This is a genomic window from Buchnera aphidicola (Artemisaphis artemisicola), from assembly GCF_005082365.1.
In the GTDB taxonomy this organism is placed as follows: Bacteria; Pseudomonadota; Gammaproteobacteria; order Enterobacterales; family Enterobacteriaceae; genus Buchnera; species Buchnera aphidicola_AR.
The window spans coordinates 30,430-46,665 of sequence record NZ_CP034900.1 but is presented as its reverse complement, the minus strand read 5'-3'; the positions used below and the strand labels follow the sequence as shown (position 1 = coordinate 46,665).

General features: G+C 27.9%; 9 protein-coding genes. 8 read left to right on the top strand and 1 reads right to left on the bottom strand.

All coding sequences use genetic code 11. From position 1 onward, the window contains the following. The first annotated feature begins 3 nt into the window (after positions 1-3). From rplK to purH, 8 genes are all read left to right on the top strand, one after another. Complete coding sequence (gene rplK / locus D9V59_RS00185; protein WP_158363942.1) at positions 4-432, top strand: 50S ribosomal protein L11; 429 nt, start codon at positions 4-6, stop codon at positions 430-432. Between the two features lie 2 nt (positions 433-434). Then, positions 435-1,130: a 50S ribosomal protein L1 gene (gene rplA / locus D9V59_RS00180; protein ID WP_158363940.1), complete on the top strand. Its 696-nt coding sequence runs from the start codon at positions 435-437 to the stop codon at positions 1,128-1,130. Positions 1,131-1,395: 265 nt separating this feature from the next. Continuing rightward, positions 1,396-1,893, top strand: a complete 498-nt coding sequence (rplJ, locus tag D9V59_RS00175; RefSeq protein WP_158363938.1) for a 50S ribosomal protein L10 — start codon at positions 1,396-1,398, stop codon at positions 1,891-1,893. Between the two features lie 82 nt (positions 1,894-1,975). Then, complete coding sequence (rplL, locus tag D9V59_RS00170) at positions 1,976-2,344, top strand: 50S ribosomal protein L7/L12 (RefSeq protein WP_158363936.1); 369 nt, start codon at positions 1,976-1,978, stop codon at positions 2,342-2,344. A gap of 195 nt (positions 2,345-2,539) precedes the next feature. Continuing rightward, on the top strand, positions 2,540-6,568 hold the full coding sequence (rpoB, locus tag D9V59_RS00165) for a DNA-directed RNA polymerase subunit beta (RefSeq protein ID WP_158363934.1): 4,029 nt from the start codon (positions 2,540-2,542) through the stop codon (positions 6,566-6,568). Between the two features lie 58 nt (positions 6,569-6,626). Continuing rightward, the gene (rpoC, locus tag D9V59_RS00160; RefSeq protein ID WP_158363932.1) at positions 6,627-10,859 is read left to right on the top strand and encodes a DNA-directed RNA polymerase subunit beta'; all 4,233 of its coding nucleotides are present in this window, start codon (positions 6,627-6,629) and stop codon (positions 10,857-10,859) included. A gap of 537 nt (positions 10,860-11,396) precedes the next feature. After that, positions 11,397-11,669 carry an HU family DNA-binding protein gene (locus D9V59_RS00155; RefSeq protein WP_158363930.1) on the top strand — a complete coding sequence of 91 codons (273 nt, stop codon included), beginning with the start codon at positions 11,397-11,399 and terminating at the stop codon, positions 11,667-11,669. A gap of 176 nt (positions 11,670-11,845) precedes the next feature. After that, entirely contained in the window at positions 11,846-13,414 is a 1,569-nt protein-coding gene (gene purH / locus D9V59_RS00150) for a bifunctional phosphoribosylaminoimidazolecarboxamide formyltransferase/IMP cyclohydrolase (RefSeq protein ID WP_158363928.1), read from the top strand. A gap of 118 nt (positions 13,415-13,532) precedes the next feature. On the opposite strand, the gene metE is transcribed toward purH, so the two are convergent. Next, positions 13,533-15,797: a 5-methyltetrahydropteroyltriglutamate--homocysteine S-methyltransferase gene (metE, locus tag D9V59_RS00145; RefSeq protein WP_158363926.1), complete on the bottom strand. Its 2,265-nt coding sequence runs from the start codon at positions 15,795-15,797 to the stop codon at positions 13,533-13,535. Positions 15,798-16,236 lie beyond the last annotated feature (439 nt).

Below are 16,236 nucleotides of genomic sequence, written 5' to 3'. Positions count from 1 at the left end.
AAAATGGCTAAAAAAATACAATCTTATATAAAACTTCAAGTTTCAGCTGGCACAGCCAATCCTAGTCCGCCTATTGGCCCAGCATTAGGCCAAAAAGGTATCAATATTATGGAATTTTGTAAATTATTTAATAAAAAAACAGAAAATTTAGAAAAAGGCTTACCTATACCAGTTATTATTACAGTTTATTCTGATCGTTCATTTACTTTTATAACTAAAACACCTCCTGCTTCTGTTTTATTAAAAAAATTAGCAGGAGTTAAATTAGGAGCCAGTAAACCGAAATCGGAAAAAATAGGCGTAATAAAACGTGCTCAAATACAAGAAATAGCAATGATTAAAAATAACGATATGACTGGTTCTAATATTGAAAGCATGATGCGATCTATTGAAGGAACAGCTAAATCTATTGGTTTAACAATTGAGGAATAATAATGAAAAAAACTTCTAAAAGAATAAAAGATCTAAAAAATTCTATTGATTTAAAAAAAATATATAATATTAATGAACTTATAACTGTATTAAAAAAATCATCAAAAGTAAAATTTAATGAAAGTATTGATATTGCTATTAATCTAGGAATTAATTCTAAAAAATCTGATCAAAACATTCGAGGTTCAACAGTTTTACCTAATGGCATTGGACGTTCTATTCGAGTTGCTGTATTCACTCAAGGTGAAAATATAGAAATAGCTAAAAATGCAGGTGCTGAACTAATAGGAATGGACGATTTAGTTGAAAAAATCAAAAAAGAAGGAGTTAATTTTAATATTGCCATTGCTTCACCTGATGCAATGAAATCCGTAACAAAATTAGGACAAATACTTGGGCCTCGCGGATTAATGCCTAATCCTAAATTAGGAACAGTAACAACAAATATTGCTGAAGCTATAAAAAATGCTAAAACAGGACAAGTTCGTTATCGTAATGATAAAAATGGCATCATTCATGCTACAATTGGTCGAATTAACTTTAATGAAAATCAAATTAAAGAAAACTTAAATGTATTTCTAGAATCTATAAAAAAATCAAAACCACCACATTCTAAAGGAATGTACATAAAAAAAATAGTATTATCAACAACTATGGGTATAGGATTAACTGTTGATCAATCGACTTTGTCTTTTTAATAAAACTATTTTTACTTTACGCTATAAAAAAAATTATCTATAATAACCCCATTTTTTATCAGTATCTAAAATTATTTTTAGTTAAAATAGACTTAAAATTAATCTGATTTTAGTATTAAAAATTTACTAATTAATCAATTTTTTATAGTCACAACAACATGACACATGAAATGTATTTTAAAAAATATTTTTATATTAAAATTATTTATTATAAAAAGTAATTAATAGATCATTTCTCTCTTGATAAAAAAGGATAATTCGATATATGGCATTAAGTCTGGATAAAAAAAAAATAATCGTTTCTAAAATCAATCAAATATCTAATACAGCATTATCTGTTATTACTGCAGATTCTCAAGGTATTGGTGTAAATCAAATAAATGAATTAAGAAAATCTGGACGTAAAATAGGAGTAATAATGAACGTTGTTCAAAATACTCTATTATCTTTAGCAATTAAAAATACTAATTTTGAGTGTTTAAAAAAAAAAATAAAAGGTTCTACCTTTATCGCTTATTCTATGAAACATCCAGGTAGTGGAGCTAGATTATTTAGAGATTTTTCAAAACAAAATGCAAAATTTAAAATTACAGGAGCAGCTTTTGAAGGAAAATTACTCTCTATTTCAGAAATTCATCAACTTGCAGATATACCTACTTATAAAGAAGCAATAATAAAACTTCTTTTAACATTAAAGATGTCAATTGCTGGAAAACTAATTTATATATTATCTTCTATAAAAAAGAAAAAAGAAACTTCTTAAAAAAGAAACTTTTTAAGGTTTATTATTTTTGATGTATTAATAACATCTAAAATAATTCTAATTGTTATTAGGAATTATTGTCATGTCTATTACTAAAGAGCAAATATTAGAAGCTGTATCAGAAATGTCTGTTATGAATGTTGTAGAACTTATTTCTGCAATGGAAAAAAAATTTGGAGTTTCTGCTAGTATTCCTATAAATTCCAATAATAATAATGAAAAAGATACGCGTGAAGAAAAAACAGAATTTGATGTTTTTTTAAAAGTTATCGGTCCAAATAAAGTACCAGTAATTAAAACCGTACGTAGTGCTACTGGTTTAGGATTAAAAGAAGCAAAAGACTTAGTCGAATCAGCTCCAATAGTTTTAAAAGAAAATATTAGCAAAGAAGATGCAGAATCACTGAAAAAAACATTAGAAGATGTTGGTGCTGAAATAGAAATTAAATAAATATATTATAAGTATTATAATTTAATCAATTTTCAAGCACGGCTGGTGATTGCAATTCACCAGCCTTTTTGATTAGCATAAAATTCAAATTATTTTCTATAAAAAAATTAAATTCTCTAAAAAATAAAACTGTCTCCCCTTCAGACAAAAAGATAATTTATTTTTAACTTATCTGTCAGCGAGCTTAGGAACCCCATGGTTTACTCTTATACCGAAAAAAAACGTATTCGTAAAGATTTTGGAAAACGTCCGCAAGTTTTAGATATACCGTATCTTCTTTCGATTCAATTAGATTCTTTTAAAAAATTTATAGAACTAGATCCAAATGGTCAATGCGGATTAGAAGCAGCATTTCGTTCTGTTTTTCCTATTCGAGGTTATAATGGAAATTCTGAACTGCAATATGTTAGTTATCGTTTAGGAGAAACAATATTTGATGTAAAAGAATGTCAAATAAGAGGTGCTACTTATTCAGCACCATTAAGAGTTAGATTACGACTTGTTATTTACGAACGTGATATATTAGAAACCACTGTTAAAGATATTAAAGAACAAGAAGTTTATATGGGTGAAATTCCCTTAATGACAGAAAATGGAACGTTTATAATCAATGGAACAGAAAGAGTAGTTGTTTCTCAACTACACCGTAGTCCTGGAGTTTTCTTTGATAGTGATAAAGGAAAAACACATTCTTCAGGAAAAGTTCTTTATAATGCACGAATTATTCCTTATCGAGGATCTTGGTTAGATTTTGAATTTGATCCAAAAGATAATTTATTTGTTAGAATCGATAGACGAAGAAAATTACCAGTTAGCATTATTTTGCGCGCTCTTAATTATAACACTGAAGAAATATTAGATATATTTTTTGAAAAAAATATTTTTACAATAACAAATAATAAAGTTCAACTAGAACTTATTCCTGAAAGACTTCGAGGTGAAACAGCATCTTTTAATATTAAAAAAAATGGAAAAATATATGTAGAAAAAGGTCATCGTATTACTGCTAGACATATTCAAGAATTAAAAACACAGAAAATAAAGTTTATTACAGTACCAATAGAGTACATTTTAGGAAGAATTGTATCTAAAAATTACATAAATGAAAAAACAGGCGAAATAATTATTTATGCTAATACAGAACTATCTTTAGAAATATTAGAAAAATTAAAAAAAGCAGGATTTTATTCTATTGAAACACTCTTTACTAATGATTTAGATCATGGTCCATATATATCAGAAACACTTCGTATAGATTCATCTAGTGATCGTATGAGTGCCTTAATAGAAATTTATCGAGTAATGAGACCAGGAGAACCACCTACCAAAGAAGCAACAGAAAATTTATTTGAAAATTTATTTTTTTCTGAAGATAGATATGATTTATCGTCTGTTGGTAGAATGAAATTTAATAGATCACTTCTTCGAAAAGAAATTGACGGTTTAGGTATTTTGAGTAAAGAAGACATAATTGATGTTATAAAAAAAATTATTGATATCCGAAATGGAAAAGGAGAAGTAGATGATATTGATCATTTAGGTAATCGACGAGTTAGATCAGTTGGAGAAATGGCGGAAAATCAATTTAGAATTGGTTTAGTAAGAGTAGAAAGAGCAGTCAAAGAAAGATTATCTATTGGTGATTTAGATACTCTAATGCCTCAGGATATGATTAATGCCAAACCAATATCAGCAGCTATTAAAGAATTTTTTGGTTCAAGTCAATTATCACAATTTATGGATCAAAATAATCCGTTATCAGAAATAACACATAAAAGACGTATTTCTGCATTAGGATTAGGTGGACTAACCAGAGAAAGAGCAGGATTTGAAGTTCGAGATGTTCATCCTACACACTATGGACGTGTATGTCCTATAGAGACACCAGAAGGTCCAAATATTGGATTGATCAATTCTTTATCTGTATATGCTCAAACAAATGTATATGGATTTTTAGAAACACCTTATCGAAAAGTTAGAAATGGCTTAGTAACTAAAGAAATACATTATCTATCAGCAATAGAAGAAGGTAATTATATTATTGCACAAGCTAATACAAATATAGATAAAAACGGTTTTTTTATTGATGAACTAGTAACTTGTCGAAATAAAGGAGAATCTAGTTTGTTTAATCGCAGTCAAGTAAATTATATGGATGTTTCTACTCAACAAATTGTATCTGTTGGTGCATCTTTAATTCCTTTTCTTGAACATGATGATGCAAATAGAGCTTTAATGGGAGCTAATATGCAGCGTCAAGCAGTTCCTACTCTGAAAGCAGAAAAACCTTTAGTTGGAACAGGAATGGAACGTGCAGTAGCAGTAGATTCAGGCGTGACTGCAGTAGCTAAAAGAAATGGCTTCATTCAATACGTAGACGCTTCTCGTATAGTAATTAAAGTCGATGAAACAGAAATGCATTCTGGAGAAGCTGGTATAGATATCTACAATTTAACTAAATACACTAGATCAAATCAAAATACTTGTATTAATCAACAACCTTGTGTCAATTTAGGTGAAAACATTAAAAAAGGTGATGTCTTAGCAGATGGACCATCCACTGATTTAGGAGAACTAGCGTTAGGACAAAACATGCGTGTAGCATTTATGCCTTGGAACGGATATAATTTTGAAGATTCTATTCTGGTTTCAGAAAGAGTTGTACAGGAAGATCGTTTTACTACTATTCATATTCAAGAGTTATCTTGTATATCTAGAGATACTAAGTTAGGACCTGAAGAAATTAGTTCAGATATACCTAATGTAGGAGAAGCTGCATTATCCAAACTTGACGAATCCGGTATTGTTTATATTGGAGCTGAAGTAACTGGAGGTGATATTTTAGTTGGGAAAGTAACACCAAAAGGTGAAACGCAACTAACACCAGAAGAAAAATTATTACGTGCTATTTTTGGTGAAAAAGCTTCTGATGTAAAAGATTCTTCATTAAGAGTTCCTAATGGAGTATCAGGAACTGTAATTGATGTACAAATATTTACAAGAGATGGTGTAAAAAAAGATAAAAGAGCTTTAGAAATTGAAGACATGCAGCTTAAAAAAGCAAAAAAAGATTTGACTGAAGAATTTAAAATATTTGAATTAAGTTTATTTACTCATATTAAAAAAACTCTTTTATCCTTAAATGTTAAATTAGAAAAACTTAATAATTTATCTTTTGAAAAATGGTTTTCTATAGAAATAGAACAAAAAGACAAAAGAAAAGAAATAGATAAACTTGAAAAACAACATAATAAATTAAAAGAAGAATTTAATAAAAAAATCGAAAGTAAAAGACGAAAAATAACACAAGGAGATGATCTAGCTCCAGGTGTTTTAAAAATCGTTAAAGTATATTTAGCAGTGAAACGTCAAATTCAACCCGGTGATAAAATGGCAGGACGTCATGGAAATAAAGGAGTTATTTCTAAAATTAATCCTATTGAAGATATGCCTTATGATGAAAATGGTGTACCAGTTGATATTGTTTTAAATCCATTAGGTGTTCCTTCTCGTATGAATATAGGACAAATATTAGAAACACACTTAGGAATGGCCGCTAAAGGTATTGGTGATAAAATAAATTATATGCTTAAAACAGAAAATCAAATATCTAATTTAAGAAAATTTATTCAAAAAGCATTTAATTTAGGTAAAAATTTACGTCAAAAAGTAGATTTCGATATATTTTCAGATGAAGAAATATTATGTTTAGCAAAAAATTTTAAAAATGGTATTCCTATTGCAACTCCAGTATTTGATGGTGCAGAAGAACATGAAATTAAAAAACTATTAGAATTTGCAGATCTACCTACTTCTGGACAAATTAAACTTTTTGATGGAAGAACAGGAGAACAATTTGAAAGACCTGTTACAGTAGGTTATATGTACATGTTAAAATTAAATCATTTAGTAGATGATAAAATGCATGCTCGATCTACTGGTTCTTATAGTTTAGTAACACAACAACCATTAGGTGGAAAAGCACAATTTGGTGGACAACGTTTTGGTGAAATGGAAGTTTGGGCACTGGAAGCGTATGGAGCTTCTTATACGTTGCAAGAAATGTTAACTGTAAAATCTGATGATGTTAATGGAAGAACTAAAATGTATAAAAATATTGTAGATGGAAATCATCAGATGGAACCTGGAATGCCTGAATCTTTTAATGTGCTTTTAAAAGAAATTAGGTCGTTAGGTATTAATATTGAGCTAGAAAGCGAATAAAAATAAATATTTGTAGATTTATTACCTTAAAAAGTTCAACTCCGACGGGAGCTAATGCGTGAAAGATTTACTAAAATTTTTAAAATCCCAAACTAAAAATGAAGATTTTGATGCTATTAAAATTTCATTAGCTTCTCCTGATATGATCAGATCTTGGTCATTTGGTGAAGTCAAAAAACCTGAAACAATTAATTATCGTACATTTAAACCTGAACGTGACGGATTATTTTGCGCTCGTATTTTTGGTCCAGTAAAAGATTATGAATGCTTATGTGGCAAATATAAAAGATTAAAACATCGCGGTGTCATCTGTGAAAAATGCGGTGTCGAAGTAACTCAAAGCAAAGTAAGACGTGAACGGATGGGTCATATAGAACTTTCTTCACCAACTGCACATATTTGGTTTTTAAAATCTCTACCGTCACGAATAGGTTTATTATTAGATATGCCTTTAAGAGATATTGAAAGAGTGCTATATTTTGAATCTTATGTAGTTATCGAACCAGGAATAACGAGCCTTGAAAAACGTCAAATTTTAAGTGAAGAACAATACTTGGATTCTCTAGAAGAATTTGGTGATGAATTTCATGCTACAATGGGAGCAGAAGCAATTCAATTTCTATTAAAAGATATTAATTTAATAGAAGAATGCAATATATTAAGAACTGAATTAAATGACACAAATTCTGAAACAAAAAGAAAAAAATTAACAAAAAGAATTAAATTATTAGAAGCTTTTATTCAATCTCATAATAAACCTGAATGGATGATTCTCACTGTATTACCAGTATTGCCACCTGATCTTAGACCATTAGTACCACTAGATGGAGGAAGATTTGCAACATCAGATTTAAATGATTTATATCGTCGTGTAATTAATAGAAATAATCGTCTTAAACGTTTGTTAGATTTAGCTGCTCCAGACATAATTGTACGTAATGAAAAAAGAATGTTACAAGAAGCAGTCGATGCTTTATTAGATAATGGAAGAAGAGGAAGAGCAATTACAGGATCAAATAAAAGACCTCTAAAATCTTTAGCTGATATGATTAAAGGAAAACAAGGAAGATTTCGACAAAACCTTCTTGGAAAACGTGTAGATTATTCAGGTCGTTCAGTAATTACTGTAGGTCCTTATCTTCGTTTGCACCAATGTGGCTTACCTAAAAAAATGGCATTAGAACTATTTAAACCATTTATATATGGAAAACTAGAAGTTCGCGGTTTAGCAACAACAATTAAAGCTGCAAAAAAAATGGTAGAAAGAGAAGAAGCAGTCGTATGGGATATATTAGATGAAGTTATTCGTGAACATCCAGTTCTTTTAAATCGCGCACCTACTTTGCATAGATTAGGTATACAAGCATTTGAACCTGTACTTATAGAAGGAAAAGCTATTCAGCTTCATCCTTTAGTATGTGCTGCTTATAATGCTGATTTTGACGGAGACCAAATGGCTGTTCATGTTCCATTAACTCTCGAATCTCAATTAGAAGCCAGAGCTTTAATGATGTCTATTAATAATATATTATCTCCAGCTAACGGAGAACCAATTATCGTGCCTTCTCAAGACGTAGTTTTAGGTTTGTATTATATGACTCGCGAGAAAATTAATGGGAAAGGTGAAGGTATGTTATTGAATGGTTCTAATGAAGCAGAAAAAGTATATCATTTAGGTATTGCTGAATTGCATTCTTTAGTAAAAGTTCGTATAACAGAATTTAAAAAAAACAAAGATAAAAGTTTCACTGCAATAAAAAAAATTATTTCTACTACTATAGGTCGAGCTATTTTATGGATGATTATTCCTAAAGGGCTTCCCTTCAGTATTATCAATCAAACATTAGGGAAAAAAGATATTTCTAAAATGCTTAATACTTGCTATCGCATTTTAGGACTTAAACCTACTGTTTTTTTTGCTGATCAAATAATGTATACAGGATTTGCTTACGCAGCCAGATCCGGTGCTTCAGTTGGCATAGATGACATGGTTATCCCAGAAAAAAAAGCTAATATTATTCATGAAGCAGAAATTGAAGTTGCTGAAATACAAGAACAATTTCAATCTGGATTAGTAACAGCAGGTGAAAGATATAATAAAGTAATTGATATTTGGGCGGCAGCTAACGAACGAGTTGCTAAAGCTATGATGGAAAATTTATCTACAGAATCTGTAATTAATAAAAAAGGAGAAAAACAAAAACAAATATCTTTTAATAGTATATTTATGATGGCAGATTCAGGGGCTCGAGGTTCTGCTGCACAAATTCGTCAATTAGCTGGCATGAGAGGACTCATGGCAAAACCTGATGGTTCAATTATCGAAACGCCAATTACAGCAAATTTTAGAGAAGGTTTAAACGTATTACAATATTTTATTTCTACTCATGGAGCACGCAAAGGATTAGCAGATACAGCATTAAAGACTGCTAATTCTGGATATTTAACACGTCGTTTAGTAGACGTAGCACAAGATTTAGTTGTTACACAAGACGATTGTCAGACACATGAAGGAATTTTAATGACTTCTTTAATTGAAGGAGGAGATGTAAAAGAACCATTACGTGAACGTGTTTTAGGTCGTGTTACTGCTGAAAATATTTTTATTCCTAATAGTAATACTATACTAATTAAAAGAAATACATTACTAAACGAACAATGGTGTGATCTATTAGATAATAATTCTATAGACAATGTAAAAGTAAGATCAGTAGTAAATTGCGATACTGATTTTGGAGTATGCGCTTATTGTTATGGACGAGATCTAGCACGTGGACATTTAGTAAATAAAGGAGAAGCAATTGGAGTTATTGCAGCTCAATCTATAGGAGAACCAGGTACACAGCTTACAATGAGAACTTTTCATATTGGTGGAGCTGCTTCAAGAGCTGCGGCAGAATCAAGTATTCAAATTAAAAATCAAGGTATTATAAATCTGAATAATGCAAAATCTGTAACTAATTCTTCTGGTAAAATTGTCATTACATCAAGAAATGTAGAACTAAATATCGTTGATAATTTTGGTAGAACAAAAGAAAGCTATAAAGTACCTTATGGAGCTATTATGGCTAAAGGAGATGGTGAAAAAGTTAATTCAGGGGAAACTGTTGCTAAATGGGATCCACATACTATGCCAGTTATAAGTGAAGTTAATGGTTTAGTTCGTTTTGTAGATATGATAGATGGACAAAGTATCACTAGACAAGCAGATGAATTAACAGGACTATCTTCTATAGTAATATTAGACACAGCAGAAAGAATGTCAATTGGAAAAGATTTAAGACCAGCATTAAAAATTATTGATTGCAATGGAAATGATGTTCTTATTTCAGGAACAGATATGCCTGCTCAATATTTTTTACCTGGAAAAGCTATTATTCAACTTGATGATGGAGTCGAAATTAGTTCTGGAGATACTTTAGCACGAATACCTCAAGAATCTGGTGGAACTAAAGATATAACTGGAGGACTTCCAAGAGTCGCAGATTTATTTGAAGCTAGACGTCCAAAAGAATTAGCTATTTTAGCTGAAATTAGCGGTATTATATCTTTTGGAAAAGAAACCAAAGGTAAGAGAAGATTAGTGATTACACCAGTCGATGGTAGCGATTCATACGAAGAAATGATTCCAAAGTGGAGACAATTAAACGTATTCGAAGGAGAAAGAGTAGAAAGAGGAGATGTAGTTTCTGATGGACCAGAATCACCACATGATATTCTTAGATTAAGAGGAGTTCAAGCTGTAACTAAATATATTGTAAATGAAGTTCAAGAAGTATATCGTTTGCAAGGTGTTAAAATTAATGATAAACATATTGAAGTAATTATCAGACAGATGTTAAGAAAAGCTACTATAATAAAGTCAGGAAATTCTGATTTTTTAGATGGTGAACAAGTTGAATTTTCCCGCATTAAAATCTCTAATCGTATCTTAAAAGAAAAAAATAAAATATCAGCTACATTTTCAAGAGATTTATTAGGTATAACTAAAGCATCACTTGCAACAGAATCCTTTATATCTGCAGCTTCTTTTCAGGAAACTACAAGAATATTAACAGAATCTGCTGTTGCAGGAAAAAAAGATGAATTAAGAGGATTAAAAGAAAACGTAATCGTTGGACGTTTAATCCCTGCAGGAACAGGATATGCATATCATAAAGAGCGTTTAAATCGTCGTCAAAAAAAACATAATAATCCAACAGTTAGCAGTTCTCAAATTAGTGCTGAAGAAGCTTCTGCTAATCTTTCAGAATTATTAAATTCTACTCTAATAAAAAATGATTCTCCTTAATATTTTAAGCGTCTAAATTATGGCTGCTCTTAAAGCAGCCAAAGAACAAATATTGTTTATATACTTTAATAAAAAAAATATTACATGATTGTTATATTTTTATAGAATAATTACTAATATTATAGTTTAATTTTTTAAAGATTCTTATTATTTTACTTTTTAAAATATCTTGTATCATCATTTAGCATGTTTAAAATAAAATTATTTAATTTTCATTGTATTTTAATAAGATTAAAATTATTATTAATCTTTTTTCAAAAAAGATAATTTTAAAATATCTATAGTATATATATTTAATATTCATAAATCACTTAAATCTTATCTAGACTTTTAATTTTTATTTTTTTATATATATACTATTAATTAAAAAATATTATATAACATAATAAAAATATATTTTTTCTTTTTATATCAAACATGTACAGAAATATTTATATATAAAAAATATTTTTTAATATAAATTTTTCTATTTAAATTTATGAAAATCACATATAAATGAATTATTAATTTTTATATTTAAATAAAAAAGGAAAAATAATGAATAAAACTCAATTGATTAATGTTATCTCTAAAAAATCTAATTTATCTAAAATAAAAGCAAAATCTACTTTAGATGCAGCATTATCAACTATTATTGAATCCTTAAAAAAAGGTGAATCTGTACAAATAGTAGGTTTTGGTACTTTCAAAGTAAACTTAAGGTCTTCACGTACAGGACGAAATCCTCAAACAGGAAAAGAAATACAAATTCCCGCCACAAAAGTGCCTAGTTTTACATCTGGTAAAACATTAAAAAATGCAATTAAATAATTTTTAATACATAAATTTAAAAAAAATGTTTACAGGGGCATAATAATGCCCCTATTTAATGTAAAATCTCTATTTTTTAAATCTTCATAGTATATGCATACTAATATTAATTATAAAAAACATATTCATATAATATAATAAAATATTCAATATTTTATTAAGAAAGAAAATATATCATGCAAGAAATTAATCTTATAAAAAATGCTTTAATAAGTGTTTCAAATAAAAAAAATATTTTAGAAATAGCAAAAATATTAGCAGACAATAACATTAATTTATTTTCTACAGGAGGAACGGCAAAAATTCTAAAAAAAAATAATATATCTGTTATAGAAGTATCAGATTATACAAATTTTCCTGAAATTATGCATGGACGTGTTAAAACCCTTCATCCAAAAATTATAGGTGGTATTTTAAGAGAACCAGAAAAAGATCAAGAAATTATGAAAAAATACAACATTTGTCCAATAGATATTGTAATTGTAAATTTTTATCCTTTTAATGAAATAAAGAATATTCAAAAAAAAAATATAGATGATATTATAAATTATATTGATATTGGTGGACCCACACTTGTACGTTCAGCTGCAAAAAATTATAAAAATGTTATAGTTATTATTGATCTCAGCGATGTTAAATCTATTATTGCTTCTATTAAAAATAATACCATGAACATAGAAAAAAGATTTAATTTAGCCTGTAAAGCATTTCAATATACACTCTTGTATGAACAAGCAATTTCAAATTTTTTTATGACAAAAAATGCTGCTGATCAGAAAAATTTATTCCCTGAAACAATTAATCTTTCTTTTATAAAAAAACAAGATTTAAGATATGGAGAAAATCATCATCAAAAATCATCATTTTATATAGAAAAAAATATTTCTAAATCCGGAACAATAAGCAATATAAATCAAATTCAAGGAAAAACTTTATCATATAATAATATATCAGATGCAGATATAGCATTAGAGTGTGTAAAACAATTTGAAAAACCTGCATGTGTAATTGTAAAACATGGAAATCCATGCGGTGTTGCAGTCAGCAACTGTCTTTTAGAATCATATATATCCGCATATAATACAGATCCTGTTTCAGCATTCGGTGGTATCATTGCATTTAATTCTATCTTAGATAAAAAAACAACTCAAAAAATTATAAAAAACCAATTTGTTGAAGTTATTATTACTCCTGAAATAGATGTGTTTTCATTAGAAATTTTACAAAAAAAAGAAAATATAAGAGTTTTAGTAACTGGTAAATTAAAAAAAAATAAATTAGGTATGGATTTTAAAAGAATTACTAATGGATTGCTTATACAAGAATACGATTCTTGCAAAATAAATTATAAATCATGGATTGTTGTTACTAAACGAATTCCAACAAAACAAGAATTGAAAGATTCTATATTTTGTTGGAAAGTATCTAAATTCGTAAAATCTAATGCTATCGTATACGGTCGTAATACTACAACTATTGGTATAGGAGCAGGTCAAATGAGTAGAATTGATTCAACTAAATTAGCTAATTTTAAAGTACAAAATCAAGGATTAAATGTTATTGATGCCACTATGGCATCTGATGCTTTTTTCCCTTTTAGAGATGGAATTGACAGTGCTGCATCTGTAGGTATTAGTTGCATTATTCAACCAGGAGGGTCTATACGTGATAAAGAAGTTATTAAAGCAGCAAATGAACATAACATAGCAATGATTTTTACTCATCAGCGTCATTTTAAACATTAATATATAATGCAAAGTATTTAAATAATATTATAATTACTAGAATCTTTATTAAATCATCATTTAGATTAGTAAAAAAATCTAAACGATGATCAAATATTGAGTGGTATATTAATTTATTCTATTCATTAATTATTATTTTTTTTCGCAGTTCTTTTGTTGCTAAAACCATATTTTTTAAAGCTAACATTGTTTCGGTCCAGTTTCTAGTTTTTAAACCACAATCTGGATTAACCCAAATACGTTTTATAGGAAAATATTTAATAGCTTTGCTTAATAAAATATTTATTGACGTAATGCTCGGTATGTTAGAAGAGTGAATGTCATATACTCCTGGACCTACTTCGTTAGGATAATCAAAATTTTTAAAAGATTCTAATAATTCCATGTCTGAACGAGCAGTTTCAATTGTAATAACATCGGCATCTAATAAAGCAATAGAATCCATGATATCATTAAACTCACAGTAACACATATGTGTGTGAATTTGAGTTGTATCCTTAACACCTGACGAACTTAAACGAAATGCATTAACTGCCCAAGATAAATATTTAGACCAGGAACTTTTTTGTAAAGGCAAACCTTCACGTAGTGCTGGTTCGTCAATTTGAATAATTTCTATTTTTTCTTTTTCCAAATCTAAGACTTCGTCATATAATGCAAGAGCAATTTGTGTTGCAATTGTTTTTAATGAAAGATCTTCTCTAGGAAACGACCAAAACAAGATGGTAATTGGTCCAGTTAACATCCCTTTTACTGGTTTTTTTGTTATAGATTGTGCATATTTAGACCATTCTATAGTAATTGGTTTTTCACGACTAATATCACCAATAATAATAGGAGGCTTTACACAACGCGAACCATAACTTTGTACCCATCCATTATCTGTAAAAACAAATCCATCTAAATTTTCACCAAAATATTCTACCATATCATTTCTTTCAGGTTCACCGTGAACTAAAACATCTATATCTAATTCTTCTTGTGCTTTAATAATTTTTTTAATATGTTTTTTCATTTCTAATGAATGTACTTCTTTGCTAATTAATCCTAGTTTAAAATCACGTCTTAATTTTCTTATATCAGCAGTTTGAGGAAAAGATCCAATTGTTGTTGTCGGTAAAATAGGTAAATTAAATTTTTTATTTTGTTTTATAGTACGTTTTTCATAAGAACTTGAACGTTGATATTGATTTTTTGAAATATTAGATAAACGATTCTGAACTGCGACTTTATGTACTCTAGGAGAAATACTACGATCGTGAATAGGAGAACTCCACTTTGTAATAGAATCGATATTATTATTATTTAAAGAATCTGATAACAATGACAATTCAATGCATTTTTGTACTGCAAAAGAAAACCATTGTTTTACTTCTTTATCTAGATATTTTTCTTTTTTTAAATCAATCGGTGCATGTAATAATGAACAAGATGAACCAATTAATAATTGTCTTTTATTTCTTGAAATTTTCGAAATAGATTCAAACCATTTTAAAAGATCGGCTCTCCAAATATTTCTACCATTAATAACTCCTAATGATAAGATCCATTTTGATGGTATTTTGGAATGAAAATCTACTAAATTATATCTTCCATTTACTAAATCAATATGAATTCCTTCAACAGGTAAGTGACGAATAAAATCTATATTATGTTCAATACTATCAAAATATGTCGTTAATAATAATTTTGTTATACCATGCAGTTCTTTATAAGCATAAGAATAAGCATCTTTCCATTTTTGTGGTAATTCTAAAACTAATGCAGGTTCATCAATTTGAATAAAATCTATATTACGATTAGATAGTTCCTTTAAAACATATTTGTATATAGGAATTATATCTTTTAAAACATTCAAACGACTAAAAGATGTTCCTTTTACTTTTCCTAACCAAAGATATGTGATTGGACCTAAAATTATAGGTTTAACTTTATAACCTAACAGTAGTGCTTCATCTACTTCATCTAAAAGTTGTTTCCAAGAAAATTTTAAAACTTTATTTTCATAAAACTCAGGAACAATATAATGATAATTAGTATTAAACCATTTAGTCATTTCTGAAGCGGTAATATCAGGAGCAAAACCTCTTGCAATACGAAATAAACAATCTAAATCCACCGAATCAATATTATGTCTATCTGGAATATTTCCTAACATCATAGTAGTATTTAATACATGATCATACCAAGCAAAATCTCCAACTGGTATATAATCGATACCTGAATCTTTTTGTATTTGCCAATTTTTTTTTCTTAATTCATATCCAACTAATAAAAGATCTTTGAGAGAAATATTTTTTGACCAATATGCTTCCTGAGCTTTTTTTAATTCTCTATTTAAACCTATTCTTGGAAATCCAAGAGTATGATTTAAAATTTTCATAGTATTTATCCTGTATTTTAAAAATTAAATGATTATCAATCATAAATAGTCAATTATTAATATAAAAACATTTTATTTTTAAAGTAAAACTACTGTAATATTAAAGACTCTAAAAAATACTTTTTTAAAAATAATTAAAATTTAATAAAATAATTAATTATCCTATTAATATAATAAAATAAAAAAATATTTGTATAAAATTTACGATTAAAAATGAAATTTTAATAAAGTTATTTAAAAAAAATACGAGAATATATAAATTCTATTTGATATAAATATTTAATATTAATATTAGAAGTTTTTATAAAATTAGTTAAACTAGACATAGATTTTTATTTTAACATGATTTTTAATTCTTAATTATCTTTATAATAAAGTAAATTAAATTGTTTTATTAATCTTTAATTACTAAGAAAAACTATTTTATATATTTATTTTT